This is a genomic window from Acetobacter oeni (genome assembly GCF_011516825.1).
GTDB lineage: Bacteria > Pseudomonadota > Alphaproteobacteria > Acetobacterales > Acetobacteraceae > Acetobacter > Acetobacter oeni.
The window spans coordinates 43,034-61,352 of the sequence record NZ_WOTA01000016.1 but is presented as its reverse complement, the minus strand read 5'-3'; the positions used below and the strand labels follow the sequence as shown (position 1 = coordinate 61,352).

Below are 18,319 nucleotides of genomic sequence, written 5' to 3'. Positions count from 1 at the left end.
CGAGTAAGTCAGCTTTGCTGCCTGCTCAGAGCATGAAGCAGAATTTCCGAAAATCTGCCGGGGGAGAATTCCTCTGAAATCAGGCATTTACCCTGATCGGAGCGCTGCCTCCAGAGTCCGTCATCTTCAAGGAGCCGGATCAGCAGTTCCGCGAACGCCGCGGCATCCTCCGCAATGCTGCACGTTGCTCCGATCCCCGGAATACCCTCCGCCCCGACAGGCGTTGTGACAAGCGGCAGACCGTGATCAAGCGCTTCCAGCACCTTGTTCTTGACGCCGGCTCCGAAACGTAGCGGCACGGCGGCAACACGGGCCGACGCATACAGACGCGCGAGCTCACCGTCGCTGATCGAGCCGGTGATGGTTGTCCGGTCATAAGCCAGGACCCGGACGGCGGGCGCCGGATTCGACCCCGCCAGAATGAGCCGCGCCTCTGGTACACGTGCCATGACCAGCGGCATGATTTCGTTTTTCAGCCAGACCGCCGCATCGATATTAGGCGGATGCGCAAAGCCGCCGACAAAGAGAATCGTTGCTCCGTCGGTTACAGACCTCGGAGACCTGTCCGGCGTGAAGCAGAATGGCAGCACAGTCCGTGCATGCGCGGCGGGAACAAGTTCGCGCACCAGTTCCGTCTCATAATCAGACAGATAGAGGACGACGTCGAATTGCGGCCACAGCGACATTTCGAGGTCACGCATGGACAGAGCTTCATCCCGCAGCGCTCTGCTTTCTTTCAGGTCGGCTTCCCGCATTATCCGCAGAAAATGGATATCGTGACCGTAATAAGATCGTCTGGCATCCGTGCCGGCTATGACAACCGGCAAAAATTCCTGCGCAACAACGGGCCGCATAATCATGACATGATCAAGATCTTTCCCGTTCTCCTCCAGCCATGCTGAAAAAGACTGAGGACAGGTGTGATCGAGAATCTCAACGCCCGTCTGTTCGAGATCGTGCGACCAGGTTTTGCGCTTCCGGTCCATCGGCCAGAATTTTATAAGCCAGCCGGCCTCTGCCAGAGCCTGGATCACGCAGAGCGTCGCACGCGAGCCCGCGTCCCGGTCAGGCTCGGGAACATAATGATCGATAATCAGAATCACCGGGCGATGGCGAGCCCGCGCGGCAGCCCGCAGACCGTGCGTACCCGGCTTAAAATGGTCTGCCTCCAGAACAGTTTTCCACCGACTGAGCATAATGCTCCGATTGCGTGCCTGGCAGGCCTTTACCCCCTGCCCCTCATCGGTTCCATGTGACAGTCCTTCATAATGAATCACGACAGAGGCAGGTTCATAAACCACGCGGTAGCCGGCTTCCCTCACACGAAACGCAAGATCCGTGTCCTCGTAATACGCCGGTGCGAAAATCTCATCGAATCCATTGAGAGAATAAAAAAGCGTGCGCGGTATGGCGATGGACGCGCCTGAAATATAATCCGCATCGCGTGGCCAGTTGTAGGCCGCCCGATCCGGCTCGGAATCATTGCGCCCGAAATTCATTCCGGCAGCATCGTTCCAGACAATGCCTCCTGCTTCCTGAAGTTTTCCATCCGCAAAAAGCAGCTTCGAACCTGTAAGCCCGGTCGCGGGATCTGATTCGAGACGGCGCACAAGAGCATCGAAAGCGCCGGGCAGCACTTCCGTGTCATTATTGAGAAAATGCAGATATTTCCCTGAGGCAACACGCGCGGCTTCGTTACAGTTACGAAGAAACCCGAGATTTTTCGGTCGCTCAAGCAGCAAAAGGCCAGGAACTTCTCTGAAACGGGCCATATCCGGATCACCGGATGCGTCTTCCGCGACAATAACTTCATAAGCACAGGCGGGAGGATTCTGCATAACTGAACGCAGACAGCGAAGCGTAACCGGAGCCTGCCCGTAGCTCGGAATGACGATGCTGAGCAGAGGATTCGCATAACGGGGAAACCGGAGAGAAATCTGAAACCCCGTTTTCTCAAAAGCCAGATTTTTTGTTTCACATGCCGGAACGCCCTGGCTGTTTTCACGGGCAGCCTTACCACCCTCCCGACGAAAGCCTGTTCGCGCCGGGACAAACTCACGACAGACGCGCAGAGCGAAACGAAGGCCCCTGTGTCCCGTCTTTACCATGAGACGTGCCGGATTACTCAGAAGTCGTGACGGGAGACGTTTGTAAAGCCCGTCATCCCTGATGCCGGAAAAGCCCGGCCCCGGGCGAAAAGAAGAAGTCACCGGCAGCAATCCGTTCAGCGGCAGGATACGGGAACCGTGCTTCCTGTTGCCGCATCAGAATAGATCCTGACCGGATCATCCAATCCGGCTGAAGCACTGAGTTCGGGGCCATACAACGACTGATCAAAATTTGAAATGACGCAAAACCGACCGTCAGGCAGTCCCGGCTATATGAGTGATCAGTTCGAGTTCAATTTCCACATCGGGACTATCGAAGCTGTCAACAACCATCACCGTGGCCGCCGGGCGGTTTGCTCCCAGCGCATTGCTGACAAATGGCGCGCAGGATGTCAGTTGTCCGGCATCCTTGACCACAAAGATAACCCGCACCACATCCTGCAGGGAGGCTCCGCGCGCGAGAAGCGCCGCATTCCCTGCGGAAAAAGCAAGCCGGCACTGATCAGTAATCCGGGCCGGAAAGCGGCCGGCATGACGATCATAGCCTCTGATACGGCTCAGACGCAGACCGCCTCGTCCCTGTTCGTATTTTGGCAGAATTGATTCCGCACACAGTTCCGGGTTCTGCAAACCGGGGCTGTCGCCGGTTGGTGTTGCCATGGCTGCTCGCCCTTCCGGATGGTCACAAAAAGGTCATAATCCGCATTACTCCGGAATGAAAGATGTTTCATCCGGGTAACGCTTCAGAAACGCAACGGACCCGGAGAATGTTTCACATATGACGATCCTGCGGCTTCATGCCTCCTGCGCCGCGCGGGGCGAAGCGGGCGTGCTTCTTCTCGGTGCGCCGGGAGCCGGCAAATCAAGCCTGCTGCTGAGGCTGCTTACGCGGGGTTACGACCTGGTCGCGGATGACAGAGTGGAATTGCGGGACGGTCTCGCCAGCGCGCCCCTCGCCCTGCGCGGGCTGATCGAGGTGCGCGGCTGGGGAATTGTTCAGCGTTCTTTCAGACAATCGGCCCGCCCTGTCCTGGCTGTGCAACTCGTCGCCGAGGGTGAAAAAGTGCCCCGACTTCCGACAGACACCGAGAGCTATAACAGGAAAACGGGGCTCCCTGTCCTCTGGCTGAACGGGACGCTGGCTTCAGCCCCGGACAGCATTGACATGGCTCTGGAGTGCCTGGCCGGGCGGGCCTGCCTTCTGTCGCGGGACGCCATGCCGGGCGGGGATAACTAAAAGCGACAAAATAGTGTCGAAGCTTTCCCGATCTGATATATTATGTCCGAACATTACGGCGCACGTTATCGCAGACAGGCTGTATAATGTATGTCGTGGGTGATTTTCGGTCAGATCAGGCCGGTGACTTCTGTTTTTCCAGGCTGCTTTCCAGCCGTCGTTTCTTAACGCAGGGTGCCTGTCCGGTTTCATGGTGATACCTCAGACTGCCGACGATACGCCGACGCCACGCCAGATTCTCCTCGTCACCGGGCTCTCCGGAGCAGGTAAATCCTCGATTCTGCGGATTCTGGAGGATCTGGGGCACGAGGTGATCGACAACCCTCCTCTTGGAATGCTCGATGAAATCGTGGCCAGAGGTGACAGGCCGATTGCAATCGGCGTGGACTCCAGAACGCGGGGGTTTGATGCCTCTGCCGTGCTGGCCGCCGTGGCGCGGCTTCGCCTCAGTCCGCAGCTTCGGACAGAGGTGCTTTACGCAACCGCTGACCGGAACACGCTGCTGCGCCGCTACACGGCAACCCGTCGCCGGCACCCGCTTGCGCCTCATGGCAGCGTCAAGGAAGGCATAGACGCCGAGACGGCGCTGACCGCCGAACTCCGCGCCTGCGCCGATATGGTCATCGACACCTCGGATCTTTCCGCGCCGGAACTCCGGCGGCTGATCGAAACCCGGTTTGGCTCCTGGCACGGCAGTCCGGATGAGGGACTGACCGTGGTCCTGATGTCGTTCGCCTTTCCGGCGGGCCTGCCGCGCGAGGCCGATATGGTTTTTGACGCCCGTTTCCTGCGTAATCCATATTACGATCCGTCTCTGGCCCCCATGACCGGGCTGGACCTTCCGGTCGCGGATTACGTTGCAGCCGATCCGGACTATGAGCCGTTCCTGAATCAGATCAGTAATATGCTTTATCTCGTGATCCCGCGTTTCGTGCAGGAAGGTAAGAAATATGCCACGATTGCGATTGGCTGTTCAGGGGGGCGTCACCGCTCGGTAACGCTGGTGGAAGCGCTGGCAGGAAAACTGGCCGCCCGGGATTTTTGCGAAACAGACGGTGAATGGCCCATCGCGGTGGTTCACCGTGAGCTGGCCAGACAGGGGATTGCCGGTCTCAGCACGGCCGCCTGGCGCTGGGTAAGAAAACCGGCCGAGATTCTGTCCGATGACGCGGCCGAAGCAGACGTCAGACATCAGGAACTGACCGGCGAGGCAGCCCATGCTTCGCCGGATACGAAAGGCCAGCGTTCCATGGCGCGGGGAAACGCATGATAGGCATTATTCTGGTCACGCAGGGCGCGCTCGGCGTAGCTTTGCGAGAAACCATGGAACATGTGGTAGGGCCGCAGAGACAGCTTGAAACCGTCAGTGTCGGTGCAGATGATGACCTTCAGGCGCGGCAACTTGAACTGGAAAACCGGATCAGGGACGTCGATCACGGTGACGGTGTCATGCTGGTGACCGATATGTTCGGCAGCACACCATCCAATCTCGCCGTTGCAATGATGCTCCCCGGCCGGATTGAAGTTCTCGGCGGGGCAAACCTTCCGATGCTCGTGAAACTGGCTCAGATGCGCGAGACGCACACACTCGGCGAATGCACCACGCTGGCCGAGGAAGCCGCGCATAAATACATTAACTGCGCTTCGCATCTGCCCCAGCAATGTCTTGACGGAGCGCGGCGCTGCGCTGAAGAAGCCGCCAGCAAAGTGCATAAATTTCACCCGCAGCCTGTTACATCTTCGCTGCCCGTCATCGGCATCCATCCACGCAGGGTTGTCGGCTGAATGACCATTCCGGCGCCGGCTGAACCACGGGAAATTGTCCGGCCTGTCACCATCGTCAACTCAAAGGGGCTGCACGCCCGGGCCTCGGCAAAATTCGTCGCGGCGGCAGAGCTGTGGGATGCCGATATCAGTGTTGCATATGAACAGGAGACTGTCCCGGCGTGCTCAATTATGGGGCTCATGATGCTCGGCGCGGGGATGGGCGCGACAATCACACTTCGGGCGACAGGCCCGCAGGCCGAAGAAGCCCTGACGGCGTTGACATTACTGATTGCGTCAGGCTTCGACGAGAACGAATAATAAAAATGGCGGCTACAGGCGTGGGCCTGACCCGGATACAGTGACCGGCCCCGCCACGGGAACTGCAAGTGATTACACCATGAAAGAGCTGGCTCAGAGCGAATCGGAAAAAAACGGGAGGGAGACGACCGCCGGGATCCGTGCGCTGAAGCGACATGGCAACGAGAACAGGCATGCCCCGGATGAATTGCTGTTTGAAGGCGAACCGGTTGGCACGGGCTTCGCAATCGGACCGGCTTTCATCGCCGGAGAAGCGCCTGCGCCGGAACCCGGCGCCCGCCTGAGCGCCCTGCCCCCAGAACAGGAGCGCACGCGGTTCAATGAGGCCGTCGGACGGTCCATTACACAACTGACAAAGCTGCGGGGCAGGCTGGCTCTGCTGCCCGAAGAAAGTCAGGTTGAAATAGGTCCTCTGCTGGATGTCTATCAGCGCATGCTGGGACCGTCCCGGCTGCAGCGTGGCGTTATGGCCCGGATCGACGAGGGGCTGACCGCCGAGGCATCCGTGCATGATGAAACGGAAGCCCTCGCCGGGACGATGCTGTCTTCCCCAGGCGGAGAAGCTCTGGCCGGAGAGGAGGCCGCCGCCGCCGAACGACGCGCCGGAGAATTCCGCGAAATCGGACGTCGCCTTATCCGCAACCTGACACGAACCCCGTTTCTGGCACTGGGACATTTCCCCGACGGTGCCGTTCTGGTGGCGGAAACATTACGTCCGGCTGATGCTGCTCTGATTGATCCGTCCCGTGTCGGCGCCGTGGTGCTCGAAAGCGGCGGCACAACCGGACACACAGCCATCATGCTCCGTGCGCTCGGCATCCCGTCCGTGCTGGCCGTGCAGGGTGTGCTGACAGATCTGGCAAATGGCACGACGCTTGTCGTCAATGGCGATACCGGCGAGGTCATCAGAAATCCTGAACCGAAAACGCTGAGACAGGCGCAGCGCCACGTCGCGGCTTATGCCCGTGAGCGACAGCAACTCGGACGGCTGAAGCGGCTTTCATCACGCATGGCGAGCGGAGAAAAAATCCAGTTGCAGGCCAATCTGGAACTGCCGGCGGAACTGCCGCTGATCGCTCAGTCAGGTGCCGCGGGAATCGGTCTGCTCCGTACGGAATTTCTTTTCATCAATGCGGAAAAACTCCCTGATGAGGCAGCACAGTACGAAATTTATGCGAGCGTGGTCGCAGCGATGGGATCTGATCCGACGACGATCCGGGTGCTGGACTGGGGCGGAGAAAAACAAAGCGAGGCTCTGAATCGCGCCGGGTTTTCCGGTGACGGCGAAGACAACGAAAATCCGGCTCTTGGTCTGCGGGGCATTCGTCTGCTGCTGCGCTATCCGGCTCTGCTGGAAACCCAGTTCGCCGCAATTCTGCGCGCTGCCGCAAAAGGCCCCGTACAGATTCTGCTGCCTATGGTCACGCTGGCCAGCGAGATTGAGACCGCGCGCGAGATCTATGAACGGGTGGCCCGCCGGCTGAAACGAAAAGGGGTCGGCATCGGCGATCCGCTCCCGCCGCTCGGAGCCATGATCGAAACACCCGGCGCGGCGCTGACAGCCGAAGCCCTCGCCCGTTATGTTGACTTCCTCGCGATCGGAACAAACGATCTGACCATGTACACGCTCGCCACCGACCGGGCGTCGGCAGAGACAGCCTCGCTTTACGACCCCTTACACCCAGCGGTTCTGATGATGATTTCCGGTGTCGTCACGGCGGCGCTGCACGAACGAAAGCCTGTCTCCCTGTGCGGTGAAATCGCCGGTGACCCGCGCATCACGCCGCTCCTGATCGGTCTCGGCCTGCGGTCTCTGTCGATGACCGCATCAGCCGTACCTCGCGTAAAACAGGTGGTGCGATCATCCCGCTACGAAGATTGTCATATGCTGGCCCGACGGATTCTGGCCGAGACAGACGGCACGGAAATCAGGCGTCTTCTGGAGGAATTTCGGGAAGCCTGATGCGGGCCGATGACCGCTCCGCCCGACCCGCGAAAACATCTGCCGGGGCCCCGGCCTCCCCGTTTACAAAAAGCAAGTCGGAAATCTTACCCTGACCGCCAGCCGGGCGTGCGCTCCGCCAGCCACCGCCGTAACGCAAGCAGACCGGACAGATCCGGAGTCAAAGTGTGATAAAGCGTGGCAACATCAGCCCCGCCGACAGCCCGCGTGCCATCGGTCTTTGCCAGGGCCGTAACCTCAGGCCTCAGCACCGCAAGCTGAGCAGCATGTCGCCAGCGCGCCGTTTGCGCCGGGGAGGTCAGCATCGGCAGCACAAGGGCCGCATCCATCCCGGCCGCCACGGACGCACTGAGACAGGCCTGATAAAGCGGATGTCGCGACGCATGGCCCTGCAATGCTGCAACACGGGTAACAAAATCAGCCGAACCGCCGCCATCCGTCTGACCCAGTGTGAACAGCACTTCAAATCCATTTTGCGCGAGTCCCTGCAACATCGCCGGACGCGCCGCACTGGCGGGAAGCTGCACCACATCCACCTCGCCCCTTCGCAAGGCATCAATGGCATCTTCCGGCGAGGCAATCCCGCTGACCGGAATCACCCGCATCGACAGGATTGTCATAGCAAGCAGAGTGGGCAGTTCCAGCCCGTCCGGAGTCGACACGGCAACCCGGACCGGGTGATCCCCAAGAAGCATCCTCAATGAGCGGTGAAAATCGACGCGGCCCACCACAACAGGCGCTCCGACACTCAAAAAGACCGGGAGCCAGCGCTGATAATCGAAATGCACCCTCGAACTGCCCGTAAGGGACGCCAGAATAGCCGCACCTGGCACCAGAAGAGTTCCGGCATTGTCACCACCGGTCTGGGATTCAAATTTGTTGGCCCCCGTTACGCCGTCCCATCCCGCCGTCGGCTGTAAGACAATGGGACCATCAGTCGGCAGTGTCTCCGAAAAGGTCTCGGAGAGCACAGGCGCCCAGCGAGCCGGACCGTTGGTCCCGGCCACGATCATTGTGGGCGCACCGACGGATGACACGGGATTTAATACCGCGGTAGTCTGAAAACCCGCCAGCCGCTCCGGCTCCGTGGCGCCCGCGTACCGCGTCGTCCCCAGTGCGGCGACCGCAGCACCACCCGCAAGCGAAAGAGACGCACGAAGTACGGACCGCCGGGTCGCTGAGACACGCGGACGACTCACGGCAGGTGCGCTCTGGTTATCAGGGCCGGGCGCGACGGCATTGGTGCCCCTTTCTTCAATCTGTTGCTGTCTGTTGATCATGACCGTGATTACCGGATTATTCCTGCTATCCCGTAAACTCCGATCAGGGCCGGATCATGGCCATTTCACCTCGGGCGGCAAACTCATCAGAATCGCTTCGGTATGGCCACCGGTCTTCAGACCAAACAGCGTGCCACGGTCATGCAGCAGGTTGAATTCCACATATCGCCCGCGACGGACCAGCTGAGCCTCCCGCTGCTCCGGTGTCCAGGACTCCATCATGCGGGACCGGATGACCTCCGGATAACCCTCAAGAAAAGCCAGTCCTACGTCGCGGGTAAAAGCAAAATCCATTTCCGGATGCCCGCTGTTCAGATGGTCATAGAAAATCCCGCCAAGTCCGCGCGGCTCTTTCCGGTGAGGCAGATAGAAATACCTGTCACACCACGCCTTGAAGCGGGGATAATAGTCCGGATCGTGCCGTGAGCACGCCCGTTCGAACGCGGCATGAAAGTGCGCCGCATCCACCTGGGCTTCCGCGCTGTCCGGGAACATCGGCGTAATATCCCCTCCCCCGCCAAACCATCCGCGTGTCGTCACGATCATCCGCGTGTTGAAATGCGCGGCGGGAACAAGCGGGCTGGACATATGTGCGACAAGACTGATTCCGGTCGCAAAAAACCGGGGATCTTCCGAGGCACCCGGGATATTTTTACGGAATTCAGGGCTGAACTCCCCCTGAACCGTTGAGACATTGACCCCGACCTTCTCAAAGACCCGTCCGCGCATCAGGCTCATCACGCCACCGCCTTCGGTCTGCGCCCCCTCATCCGCTTCGCGCTCCCAGGAAATGCGCTCAAAGCGACCGGCCTTTTCGCGGTCGGGTAAAACAGGGGACCGGCGTGCTGCCGCTTCATCCTCAATAGCCTCAAAAACCCCGCAGATCCTGTCACGAAGCGTCTCGAACCATTGCCTGGCCTGCGGCTTAAGAGCCTCATATTCCAGTCTGGTTGCTTCAGATGTATCGGACTCGGCACCGCCTGCCTGCTCGTTATGCATCCTGCCTGTCTCCCCCATAGCCGGTTTTCTCCTGCTCTGGTCTTATTCGTCCCCGTGGGCGCACTCAGGCCTGCCCGTCGTCGCGCCTGCTCCGCGGCTGAATGCCGGGATCACGGGCGCGTTAAGGGGTGCGCTATCCCGTAAATCATTGCAAGAGCGGCGCCCCCACAGCTAAACACGCGGCAACCGGATCGAAACCGGAACAGGAAGAACCGGTCGCGAAAGCGGACGGAAACGGGGAGCAGCAATGGCGGGTTCGCCTTCCAGACACACGACAGAGCCTGGTGTAACCGGCGATGACAACCCGCAGGACAGTGAGTCGACAGGATTTGCCGGCTGGCTGGACGCGCGTCTGCCCGTCATAAGTGCCTTTCGCAACGAATACATCCGCTTCCCGATGCCGCGTTCCCTGAACGCGCTCTGGACCGTGGGCGCCATGCTCACGGTTGTGCTCGTTCTGATGCTGCTTTCAGGCCTGGCCCTGGCGATGAATTACACGCCCACCGCCGCCGGCGCCTTTGCCTCCGTCGAGGCGATCGAGCGCCGCCTGCCAGCCGGCTGGCTGCTCCGGTCCATGCATATGACCGGCGCCAGCCTCTTTCTGGCCGCGCTCTACGTCCACCTGTTTCGCGGCCTCTATTACGGCTCCTATAAGGCCCCGCGTGAAATTCTGTGGATCATCGGTGTCGCGCTGCTGGCCATGGTGATGGTGACGGCTTTCGCGGGTTATGTCCTTCCCTGGGGCCAGATGTCCTACTGGGGCGCGGACGTTGCCGGCAAAGCCGTCGGTGCCGTGCCCGGGATTGGTCCTTTTCTGGAACGACTTTTCCTCGGGGGCGACCAGCCCGGGGACGTGACGCTCCATCATCTGTTCGTCCTGCATTTCACTCTGGCCTTCGGGATCGTCGGCGTCGTCGGCCTGCATGTCGCCGCGCTCCATGTGGCAGGCCCCGGAAATCCCACCGGCATTCCGGCAAAAGAGCCCGAACAGACGCTGCCGTTCCATCCCTATTTCACCGTCAAGGACGGCCTCGGCCTCGTCGTGTTCGCCATCCTTTTCGCTGCCGTCCTGTTCTTCCTGCCCGGCCTGATCTCCGAACCCGAGAATTATCGTCCGGCCAATCCGATGCACACGCCCACCGATATCGAGCCGGAGTGGTATTTCCTGCCCTTCTACGGAATCCTCCAGTCGATTCCTTCCAAATTTGGTGGCCTGGTCGTGTCTGTCGGCGCCATTCTGCTCCTGTTCCTCACGCCATGGCTCGATACCTCGCCCATAAGGTCGGCCCGTAACCGCCCTGTTTACCGGATCGGCATGATTGCTCTTGTGGTCGCCTTCGTGCTGCTTGGTTTCGCGGGGAAACACCATGTGGAAGGCGCATGGCTCTATGTCGGCCAGCTTGCCACGCTCTATTACTACCTGCACTTCCTCGTGCTGATGCCGCTGGTCTCCCGTCGTGAAAACGCCGCGCTAGCCTACGGCTCCGCTCTCCGGGTCGGAGACGCGCCATGACCGCTCTCCGCCATCGCTCTGCCACTGCTATTGCTCTGGTTGCCGCCGGCATTCTCATCGCTGGCGGCCAGAACGCACACGCGGAACCGCCCTCCCACGATCCGGCGCCCCATCAGCAGTGGAGTTTCGACGGTCCGCTTGGCAATTTCGATCTCGCCAGCGTGCAGCGTGGTTACACGGTTTATGCTGAGATCTGCTCCACCTGTCACGGAATGCAGCATGTTCACTTCGGAGACCTGGCTGGCACAGGCCTGACCGCCGCACAGGCCCAGGCCATTGCGGCCAGCCACAAAATTCCCGACGGCATCGGTTCAGACGGCAAGCCTGCCCTGCGCGCGGCGACCGCCGATGATGCCTTTCCGACTCCGCCGGTCGCGCAAGGCCTGATCCCCGGCGCCGTCATCCCGCCCGACCAGTCACGTCTCGCCGAAGTCTATCCAGGCGGACCTGACCGCATCTATGCCCTGCTGACGGGATACGGCCCTCCGCCCCCCGGGGTCACGCCGCCGCCCGGCCTGTTCTACAATCGCTTCGCCCAGGCCCGCGCGATCGCCATGCCGCCACCGCTGAGCGACGATGCCGTCGAATATCCGGACGGCACAAAGGCCACCACCGAGCAGGAAGCCAGGGATGTCACCACCTTTCTTGCCTGGGTAGCGCAACCACACCTCGCAGAACGGCACCGTACGGGCGTTCGCGTCATGATCTACCTGGTGTTCCTGGGCGTCCTTCTCTTTGTCCTGAAACGGAGACTCTGGTCCAATGTCTACTAACACCGCGCATGCGGTTCATCCTGTCATCGGCATTATCGGTGGCTCGGGTCTCTATGACATCGCAGGCCTTGAAAACAAGGAATGGCGTACCGTGGTCACACCCTGGGGTGCGCCGTCGGATAAGCTCCTGTTCGGCATACTCGACGGTATCCGCTGCGTCTTCCTGCCCCGCCACGGTCGCGGCCATCCGCTGCCTCCGTCACGGCTGAACTATCGCGCCAATATCGCCGCGATGAAAATTGCCGGCGTGACGGATATTATTTCTCTCTCTGCCGTAGGCTCCCTGCGTGAAGATCTGCCACCGGGACATTTCGTCATCGTCGATCAGTTTATCGACCGCACCTTTGCCCGTGAAAAAAGCTTCTTCGACACCGGCTGCGTCGCTCATGTCTCGGTCGCCGACCCTGTCTGCTCCCGGATCGGAGACGTCGCCGAAGCAAAGCTGAAAGAGCTCGGCATCACCTATACCCGGGGCGGCACCTATCTCGTCATGGAAGGACCTCAGTTCTCCACCCGCGCCGAGAGCGAGCTTTACCGAAGCTGGAACTGTTCGGTCATAGGCATGACCAACATGCCGGAAGCCAAACTCGCCCGTGAGGCCGAACTCTCTTACGCCACCATCGCCATGGTGACCGATTATGACTGCTGGCACGCGGGTCATGACAGCGTGACCGTCGATGCCGTCGTCAGGGTCATGCATGCCAATGCCGATCGCGCCCGGTCCCTGGTCAAAGCCATGATTCCCGAACTCGGCAAAACCCGCGGCCTCTGCCCTGCCGGCTGCGACCGGGCGCTTGAGCACGCCCTGATCACTGCCCCGGCCAAACGCGATCCGGCGCTCCTCAGCCGGCTTGAGGTCATCGCCGGGCGCGTCCTCTCAGTCTGAAGTCTCGCGGGGCTCCATCCGTACCGACAAAAGGACACACCAGCTTCTTATTAAACAAACCGGTTCCGGAGGCTGTCGGTCTCCGGAACCGGTTTCAGAGCAGCGCCCTGAGAAAAGCAGGGGACAGTTATTTTCTCCATCACACCAGCGCCGCTTCACGCCGCGCCGATCCCGTGGAGAAAGAATGACAACACATCACCGCAAACTCGGTAAAAAACCCGCTCGCCTCGATCCGAGAACCTACAAACTCACAGCCCCTCTGGCTTTTCGCCTGCCGGAGCCGCCTCCCTCCGTCAACTGGGCACAGGACGTGCAGTGGCCGATGTGGTGCAACGACACGCTCGGATGCTGCACCCAAGTTTCAGTGGCCTCCGCGATCCGCACCTGGACAGGCGCCGCACTCAGCCCCGTCCAGCTCACCGGTCAGGAAGTGGTCGATAATTACAGCGCCGAATCAGGATACACCCCCGGCAATCCCGCTACCGATCAGGGCGGTGTTGAAGTCGAGGTTCTCTCACGCTGGTGCCGGGTCGGCTATGAACGGCCCGGTCAGACCCGCGATTACCTGACCGCTTTCGGTTACATCAATCCGTGCGACACCGCTTCCGTTCACCGGGCCATTTCCATGCTCGGCGGCCTGTATATCGGCCTTTCCCTGCCGAATTACGCCTGTGAGGGGAACAATGACTGGGTCATCGACCCGCAGGCCGACAACACCATCGCCGGTGGCCATGCTGTCTGGCTGCATGGCTACGATCAGGACTGGCTCTATCTCAATACCTGGGGCGCACCGAAGCGCATGTCCTGGCAGTTTTTCTCACAATTCAGCGATGAAGCCTACGGCCTGATTTCACGCCAGAACTGGACAACACTCCAGGGCGTTTCCCCTGAACACGAAAACCTCGACAGCCTCGTCGATGAACTGAAAGCAACGGCGGAGGGCTGACTCTAGCTTTCGCCACCCCGGGCAATGGCCTCAAGACGTACCGGAGAGATGACCGTGATTCCATGCCCGGCGTTCAGCGTGACCAGACCGTCCTTACGCAGACCGCTCAGCGTGCGGCTGACAGTCTCCACCGTGAGGCCAAGAAAATCGGCGATATCCGCGCGGGTCATCGGAAAACTGATCTGCGCATTCGGCGGAATCGCATCTCCGTAATGATTCTCCAGCTGACCGTAAAGGAAGCTGGCCACCCTCTCGCGGGCCGTCTTCCGGCCCAGAAGCAGCATCTGGTCCTGAGCCGTCACCAGTTCATTGGCGGCCTCGGCCAGCAGCCGCCGTTCCATACGAGGAAATTCCTCAATCATGCCCTCAAGCTTCGGACGGGAAAACCGGCACAGCTTGACCTGATCAATCGCCTCGGCCCCGAATGCATAACGATCCGACACCGCCAGCCCCAGGAAATGACCGACGCTGACAAAGCCCGTAATCTGACGTCGCCCGTCCGGGAGCGACTTGAACAGCTTCACCGTTCCACCGGTAACATTGAAGAAATCAGTCGCCCGTGACCCTTCTTCAATAAAAATATGTCCTGGCGGCACCGTCATGCGAACCGCCGCCCGTGCCAGGCGCTCCAGTTCATCGTCACGCAATGCGCTGCAGACACCATGCGCACGCACTTCGCAGATCGCGCAGTTGGTACACCCCTCCATCCCTGCAATCACAAGGCGTCTCGGGCGGCCAGCTGTGTTTTCAGCAGTCAGGGAAGACGGCATCATATTTTCCTTCTCCCTGGCAGTAAGCGGGATCAAGCCGACTGATCCTTACCCCGAAAAATCGCAAATCACATCCCCTGTCTGCAAATAACAGCATTGACCTGGATCATTGCACCGGCGTGTGCATCCCGGCACCCGATCGGTAATGCCCCGGCCGGAATCGGGGAAACCGGGGAGGCACAGGCAGTAGTGACCGGAGAAGAGGAACCCGTTGCCGTCCGCATCGCTCCGATGCTCCCGGAAGATGTTCCGCTCGTTTTTCCGTTGCTGCAGCTCTATGACCCGGAGCTTACCCGGCGTGCCTGGTCCCGCAGAGGTATGCGCCTCGCCCGGACCGGATTTCCTGAAAAAAACGGCGTTATCCTGGCACGTTATGCGGAATGGCCCGGCCCGTGTGGCGCCGCGTTCTACCAGGTCAAAGGCGCAAATATGCGCGGCAAACGCTTTCTCTCGGTCGAAATACTCGCCGCCGCGATGCCAGGTCTGGAATGGCCTGTGATGCGCGCCCTGGCCCGCGCAAGCGTCCGGCTGGGCGACAATTTCGGCTGCGACGAAACCCGCTGTCATATCGCGACAGACAGTCCCGCGCTGATTTCCCGCTTCTCCGAGGACGGCTTCACCGACAGCGTCATCCTGTTGCATAAAAATCTCACCTCGCGAGAACTTGCGAAGAATTGATTCAGATCAAGGCCGCTCCGTAACAGGCGTGTTTTTCAGCGCGTAATATTAAGTTTTCGAAAGACGAGCGGAAATATGATCAGGACACCACGTGCTCTGCTTGCAGCAGCACTCTTCACAGGCACCGCCCTCTGCGCCGCAGCACAGGCCCAGACCATGCGCCCCGCCGGCCCGACGGCAACCACTTACGTCAACGCACCGGTCGCTGCCCCGGTTTCAGCACCCGTCGCTCACCGCGGCCACTGTGGCATCTTCGAGACATGCGCCAGCACGCGAATCGGTCTCGGCAAAGGCGACTTCATGATCCGCCTGTCCGGCGCCGGCGTCCTGCCGCAGGATCGGGACAGCAAAGTGTGGCTGAACGGTGCCCAGCTCACCCACACGCATCTTTCGACGACCAACCAGGCCATGCCTGAGCTGACATTCGAATATTTTCTCACGGACAACATTTCATTCGATCTGATCGCCACCAGCACACGCCACGAAGTCGCGGCTCTGGGCAGTGATGTTCCCGGCATCGGCGGACCGCGGAAGCTTGACGTCGGCAGCGCCTGGGTGCTTCCGCCGACCATCACCGTCGCGTGGCACTTCCGTCCGCACAAGCGGTTCAACCCGTATGTGGGCGTCGGTGGCACCATGATGTGGTTCCACAACATGAATGCCTCAGGCGCAATGGGCTTCAACAAGCTCAATGCCGGCTTCACGGGTGGCCCGTCGGTCAATGCCGGCTTCGATTATCAGATTGTCGGCAACTGGTTCTTCAATGCTGACGTCAAACAGATGTTCGTTCGCATGCACGCCTGGCTTGAGAACTCCGACGAAAGCCTCAAAGTGCGCGCCCACGAATCCCTGGACCCGACCGTCGTATCGGCCGGTATCGCATACCGCTTCTGATCTGCCTGAAGCGGGGCACTGGTCGCTCCGCTTCAGTTTTCCGGTTTGGCTACACGCTCTAAATACTAAAGTGCGGTCGTTCATTTCGCTGCGAAAACGGCTTTTTAAAGCTGAATCTGTGGCCCGGGCGTTTGCAGAAAACGTGCCGCTCTCCGATCCCGACTATGTCGGTGACAACCTTTGTCTCATTGAAAGAGCGACCCGGAAAATAACGAACGAACTGGTCGTTCCGTCAGAACTTCGGGGAACCACCGGGATAGCGATCAGTGTCATGCGGCGACTATATCCGTTGCAGTCCGAACCTTCCCGTTCTCTGTCCGGTACTCATCACTGACAGCCTGAAAATATTCTCTGAGATCTGATTCATACCATTGCACCTGACTTGCTTTCGTCAGTTCCGCGCTGAATCAGCACACTCCCCGGCACGTAACACCAGGGAGGTGTGTTTCAGCAGATCAGGACAGACTGATCTTACTCCTCGTCTTCGTCCTCATCATCTTCTTCGTCATCTTCGATCACCACGGCGACCGAAATCTCCATGGAACTGTCCTCGGTCTGAAGTGCCTTCGCATCGTGCTCGGCTTCTTCTTCCGACTCGTAGAGCTTCGCTTCGTTGGGATCGTCCTGCCACTCGTTCTCCGGATCCCAGAAGTCGAACTCGTCTTCCTCATATTCGCGCTGAATCAGATATCCTGCGATCACTTCGTTGTCGTTGTCTTCGTCACTCATGGTGTACTCCTCTTCGCTTCAGGTTTGTGAGGTATCCGACATGACGGGGAAAAAGAAAGGGGGACGAGGAAAATAGTCGGACGGACATCATTTCTTCTTTAATCTCAGGCCCGAACTTCAGATCGCCGGCATCACCGGACCGGCCACCAGCAACGAGACCCAACGCATGGATTCTACACCGAACTGCCCCGAATGCGGCTGCGAACATGTCTATCAGGACGGCAGCCTGTGGATCTGCCCTGAGTGCACGCATGAATGGGGTGTGAACAGCACAGAGAACAGCGCGGCAGAAGACGACGCCATCCGGGATGCCAACGGAAATGTACTGACTGACGGTGACACCGTCACGGTGCTCAAAGACCTGAAAGTGAAAGGCTCGTCCCTTGTGGTCAAAAGCGGCACCAAAGTAAAAAACATTCGTCTGACAAACGGCAGCGACGGACACAATATCGACTGTAAAATCAATGGTATCGGAGCAATGAATCTGAAATCTGAATTCGTGAAGAAAGCCTGATAGCCAGAGCCACACACCCGGGCTGTTCCGTCCTCGCTTACAAGGCTTCAGCCTCAAAGCAATGGCTGCCCCGGATCGTGGAAACGCTCTCATCATTGATCATAAGAGCGAGAGGGGGGTAGGCGAGCCAGGCATTCTGCTTTTCGTAATATCGTGACATTTCGACATCCAGAGCACTGTTGATCCAGGCAACCTCCGGATTGATGGCATAGCGGGCCGGTTGCTGTGTCAGCGGCAGACAGGCGTCGAGCATTCTGGCCGCCCCCTTCGGCGAAATGGAATAACAGCCAATGCCCGCCGCAGATGCGAGAGGGAGCAGAGCGGGTTCCCGCAAGCCGGACTGAAACTCCTCTTTCTGCCGGGCAACAATAGCAGGATTGCTGTCCGGGCCTGTCAGGACGACATGGCCTGTCCCGGATGCAGGACGCAGCGCGACGGGCCAGTTATAATTATAGGTCCACAGAACAATGTCCCAGTCTTCCCTGCGACTGAGAATATTGTGGACCTGTCTGAAAAAATCATCGCGAATAATGGCATCGTCTTCCGCAATGTGAAACGGAATGGAGCCACCGGCGCATTCCTGCCACAGGATAATATGGGAGACGGCACAGCCCATTTCTCCGGCCCGGTAGCCAAACGTATCGGCAAACAGCCCGTCGCGCACGCATGTGGCAATATCCAGTCCGGACCCGTCGCAGGCAGAGACGCGTTCAGCCGGAAGGTTCGGATTGGCCCGGACGAACGCCTCAAACCTCCAGGGTATCCGGTCCAGACTGATCACTCTGATCTTATAACTCATAATCTGAGGCCCTGACTTTTCAGAACCTCAGATGAACATCCAAATACTTTTGAATTCGTTAATGCGTCGGGAAGAAAAACGCAGAATTCATATTTACAGACCGCATATCAGAAGCAGCTTCATGCCCTCTAAAGCGCGGCTGCTC

19 protein-coding genes are annotated in these 18,319 nt (G+C 59.5%); 12 read left to right on the top strand and 7 right to left on the bottom strand.

Going from position 1 to position 18,319, the window contains the following annotated elements:
• Positions 1-8 precede the first annotated feature (8 nt).
• On the bottom strand, positions 9-2,210 hold the full coding sequence (locus GOB90_RS11505; protein WP_261765970.1) for a glycosyltransferase: 2,202 nt from the start codon (positions 2,208-2,210) through the stop codon (positions 9-11).
• Between the two features lie 153 nt (positions 2,211-2,363).
• Positions 2,364-2,768 carry a Rid family hydrolase gene (locus GOB90_RS11500; protein ID WP_146888897.1) on the bottom strand — a complete coding sequence of 135 codons (405 nt, stop codon included), beginning with the start codon at positions 2,766-2,768 and terminating at the stop codon, positions 2,364-2,366.
• Between the two features lie 118 nt (positions 2,769-2,886).
• Between GOB90_RS11500 and GOB90_RS11495 the strand changes: the two genes are divergently transcribed.
• The 5 genes from GOB90_RS11495 (at position 2,887) to ptsP (ending at position 7,393) form a co-directional block, all read left to right on the top strand.
• Positions 2,887-3,345: an HPr kinase/phosphorylase gene (locus GOB90_RS11495; protein ID WP_146888894.1), complete on the top strand. Its 459-nt coding sequence runs from the start codon at positions 2,887-2,889 to the stop codon at positions 3,343-3,345.
• Positions 3,346-3,535: 190 nt separating this feature from the next.
• The gene (gene rapZ / locus GOB90_RS11490) at positions 3,536-4,615 is read left to right on the top strand and encodes an RNase adapter RapZ (RefSeq protein WP_146888891.1); all 1,080 of its coding nucleotides are present in this window, start codon (positions 3,536-3,538) and stop codon (positions 4,613-4,615) included.
• Positions 4,612-5,130, top strand: coding sequence for a PTS sugar transporter subunit IIA (locus tag GOB90_RS11485; protein WP_146888888.1), 519 nt, complete (start codon positions 4,612-4,614; stop codon positions 5,128-5,130). The genes rapZ and GOB90_RS11485 overlap by 4 nt, the downstream gene beginning before the upstream one ends.
• Positions 5,131-5,430 carry an HPr family phosphocarrier protein gene (locus tag GOB90_RS11480; RefSeq protein ID WP_146888885.1) on the top strand — a complete coding sequence of 100 codons (300 nt, stop codon included), beginning with the start codon at positions 5,131-5,133 and terminating at the stop codon, positions 5,428-5,430.
• A gap of 79 nt (positions 5,431-5,509) precedes the next feature.
• On the top strand, positions 5,510-7,393 hold the full coding sequence (ptsP, locus tag GOB90_RS11475; protein ID WP_146888956.1) for a phosphoenolpyruvate--protein phosphotransferase: 1,884 nt from the start codon (positions 5,510-5,512) through the stop codon (positions 7,391-7,393).
• Between the two features lie 86 nt (positions 7,394-7,479).
• Here the strand turns inward: ptsP and GOB90_RS11470 are convergent, their stop codons facing one another.
• Together GOB90_RS11470 and hemF are read right to left on the bottom strand one after the other, a co-directional pair.
• Entirely contained in the window at positions 7,480-8,673 is a 1,194-nt protein-coding gene (locus tag GOB90_RS11470) for a hypothetical protein (protein ID WP_146888882.1), read from the bottom strand.
• A gap of 54 nt (positions 8,674-8,727) precedes the next feature.
• A complete protein-coding gene (hemF, locus tag GOB90_RS11465) occupies positions 8,728-9,672 on the bottom strand; it encodes an oxygen-dependent coproporphyrinogen oxidase (protein WP_146888952.1) in 945 nt (314 codons plus the stop codon).
• Positions 9,673-9,919: 247 nt separating this feature from the next.
• Between hemF and GOB90_RS11460 the strand changes: the two genes are divergently transcribed.
• The 4 genes from GOB90_RS11460 to GOB90_RS11445 all read left to right on the top strand — a co-directional run bounded on the left by GOB90_RS11460 (position 9,920) and on the right by GOB90_RS11445 (position 13,790).
• Positions 9,920-11,185, top strand: a complete 1,266-nt coding sequence (locus GOB90_RS11460) for a cytochrome b (RefSeq protein ID WP_146888879.1) — start codon at positions 9,920-9,922, stop codon at positions 11,183-11,185.
• The gene (locus tag GOB90_RS11455; protein ID WP_146888876.1) at positions 11,182-11,958 is read left to right on the top strand and encodes a cytochrome c1; all 777 of its coding nucleotides are present in this window, start codon (positions 11,182-11,184) and stop codon (positions 11,956-11,958) included. The genes GOB90_RS11460 and GOB90_RS11455 overlap by 4 nt, the downstream gene beginning before the upstream one ends.
• A complete protein-coding gene (locus GOB90_RS11450) occupies positions 11,948-12,844 on the top strand; it encodes an S-methyl-5'-thioadenosine phosphorylase (RefSeq protein WP_146888873.1) in 897 nt (298 codons plus the stop codon). Before GOB90_RS11455 ends, GOB90_RS11450 begins: the two co-directional genes overlap by 11 nt.
• A gap of 184 nt (positions 12,845-13,028) precedes the next feature.
• Complete coding sequence (locus GOB90_RS11445) at positions 13,029-13,790, top strand: C1 family peptidase (RefSeq protein ID WP_146888870.1); 762 nt, start codon at positions 13,029-13,031, stop codon at positions 13,788-13,790.
• Between the two features lie 2 nt (positions 13,791-13,792).
• Here GOB90_RS11445 and GOB90_RS11440 read toward each other — a convergent pair whose 3' ends face one another.
• On the bottom strand, positions 13,793-14,563 hold the full coding sequence (locus GOB90_RS11440) for a Crp/Fnr family transcriptional regulator (protein WP_146888867.1): 771 nt from the start codon (positions 14,561-14,563) through the stop codon (positions 13,793-13,795).
• Between the two features lie 186 nt (positions 14,564-14,749).
• On the opposite strand from GOB90_RS11440, the gene GOB90_RS11435 reads away from it, so the two are divergent.
• A complete protein-coding gene (locus GOB90_RS11435) occupies positions 14,750-15,238 on the top strand; it encodes a hypothetical protein (RefSeq protein WP_146888864.1) in 489 nt (162 codons plus the stop codon).
• A gap of 75 nt (positions 15,239-15,313) precedes the next feature.
• Complete coding sequence (locus GOB90_RS11430; protein ID WP_146888861.1) at positions 15,314-16,132, top strand: OmpW/AlkL family protein; 819 nt, start codon at positions 15,314-15,316, stop codon at positions 16,130-16,132.
• 471 nt (positions 16,133-16,603) lie between these two features.
• Here the strand turns inward: GOB90_RS11430 and GOB90_RS11425 are convergent, their stop codons facing one another.
• Entirely contained in the window at positions 16,604-16,861 is a 258-nt protein-coding gene (locus GOB90_RS11425; RefSeq protein ID WP_146888858.1) for a hypothetical protein, read from the bottom strand.
• A 166-nt stretch (positions 16,862-17,027) separates the two neighbouring features.
• Here GOB90_RS11425 and GOB90_RS11420 point away from each other — a divergent pair, with 166 nt between their 5' ends.
• A complete protein-coding gene (locus tag GOB90_RS11420; RefSeq protein WP_146888856.1) occupies positions 17,028-17,375 on the top strand; it encodes a zinc ribbon domain-containing protein YjdM in 348 nt (115 codons plus the stop codon).
• A gap of 37 nt (positions 17,376-17,412) precedes the next feature.
• Here the strand turns inward: GOB90_RS11420 and GOB90_RS11415 are convergent, their stop codons facing one another.
• Positions 17,413-18,174, bottom strand: coding sequence for a glycosyltransferase family 25 protein (locus GOB90_RS11415; protein ID WP_146888853.1), 762 nt, complete (start codon positions 18,172-18,174; stop codon positions 17,413-17,415).
• Between the last annotated feature and the right edge of the window lie 145 nt (positions 18,175-18,319).

What these genes read in the sequence shown, in the direction of transcription:
- GOB90_RS11480 (WP_146888885.1), top strand. Translation starts at nt 5,131, where the DNA reads ATGACCATTCCGGCGCCGGCTGAACCACGGGAAATTGTCCGGCCTGTC.
- GOB90_RS11455 (WP_146888876.1), top strand. Translation starts at nt 11,182, where the DNA reads ATGACCGCTCTCCGCCATCGCTCTGCCACTGCTATTGCTCTGGTTGCC.
- GOB90_RS11425 (WP_146888858.1), bottom strand. Translation starts at nt 16,861, where the DNA reads ATGAGTGACGAAGACAACGACAACGAAGTGATCGCAGGATATCTGATT.
- GOB90_RS11495 (WP_146888894.1), top strand. Translation starts at nt 2,887, where the DNA reads ATGACGATCCTGCGGCTTCATGCCTCCTGCGCCGCGCGGGGCGAAGCG.
- GOB90_RS11430 (WP_146888861.1), top strand. Translation starts at nt 15,314, where the DNA reads ATGATCAGGACACCACGTGCTCTGCTTGCAGCAGCACTCTTCACAGGC.
- GOB90_RS11460 (WP_146888879.1), top strand. Translation starts at nt 9,920, where the DNA reads ATGGCGGGTTCGCCTTCCAGACACACGACAGAGCCTGGTGTAACCGGC.
- GOB90_RS11485 (WP_146888888.1), top strand. Translation starts at nt 4,612, where the DNA reads ATGATAGGCATTATTCTGGTCACGCAGGGCGCGCTCGGCGTAGCTTTG.
- GOB90_RS11445 (WP_146888870.1), top strand. Translation starts at nt 13,029, where the DNA reads ATGACAACACATCACCGCAAACTCGGTAAAAAACCCGCTCGCCTCGAT.
- GOB90_RS11500 (WP_146888897.1), bottom strand. Translation starts at nt 2,768, where the DNA reads ATGGCAACACCAACCGGCGACAGCCCCGGTTTGCAGAACCCGGAACTG.
- GOB90_RS11470 (WP_146888882.1), bottom strand. Translation starts at nt 8,673, where the DNA reads ATGATCAACAGACAGCAACAGATTGAAGAAAGGGGCACCAATGCCGTC.
- GOB90_RS11415 (WP_146888853.1), bottom strand. Translation starts at nt 18,174, where the DNA reads ATGAGTTATAAGATCAGAGTGATCAGTCTGGACCGGATACCCTGGAGG.
- hemF (WP_146888952.1), bottom strand. Translation starts at nt 9,672, where the DNA reads ATGCATAACGAGCAGGCAGGCGGTGCCGAGTCCGATACATCTGAAGCA.
- GOB90_RS11450 (WP_146888873.1), top strand. Translation starts at nt 11,948, where the DNA reads ATGTCTACTAACACCGCGCATGCGGTTCATCCTGTCATCGGCATTATC.
- ptsP (WP_146888956.1), top strand. Translation starts at nt 5,510, where the DNA reads ATGAAAGAGCTGGCTCAGAGCGAATCGGAAAAAAACGGGAGGGAGACG.
- rapZ (WP_146888891.1), top strand. Translation starts at nt 3,536, where the DNA reads ATGGTGATACCTCAGACTGCCGACGATACGCCGACGCCACGCCAGATT.
- GOB90_RS11440 (WP_146888867.1), bottom strand. Translation starts at nt 14,563, where the DNA reads ATGATGCCGTCTTCCCTGACTGCTGAAAACACAGCTGGCCGCCCGAGA.
- GOB90_RS11420 (WP_146888856.1), top strand. Translation starts at nt 17,028, where the DNA reads ATGGATTCTACACCGAACTGCCCCGAATGCGGCTGCGAACATGTCTAT.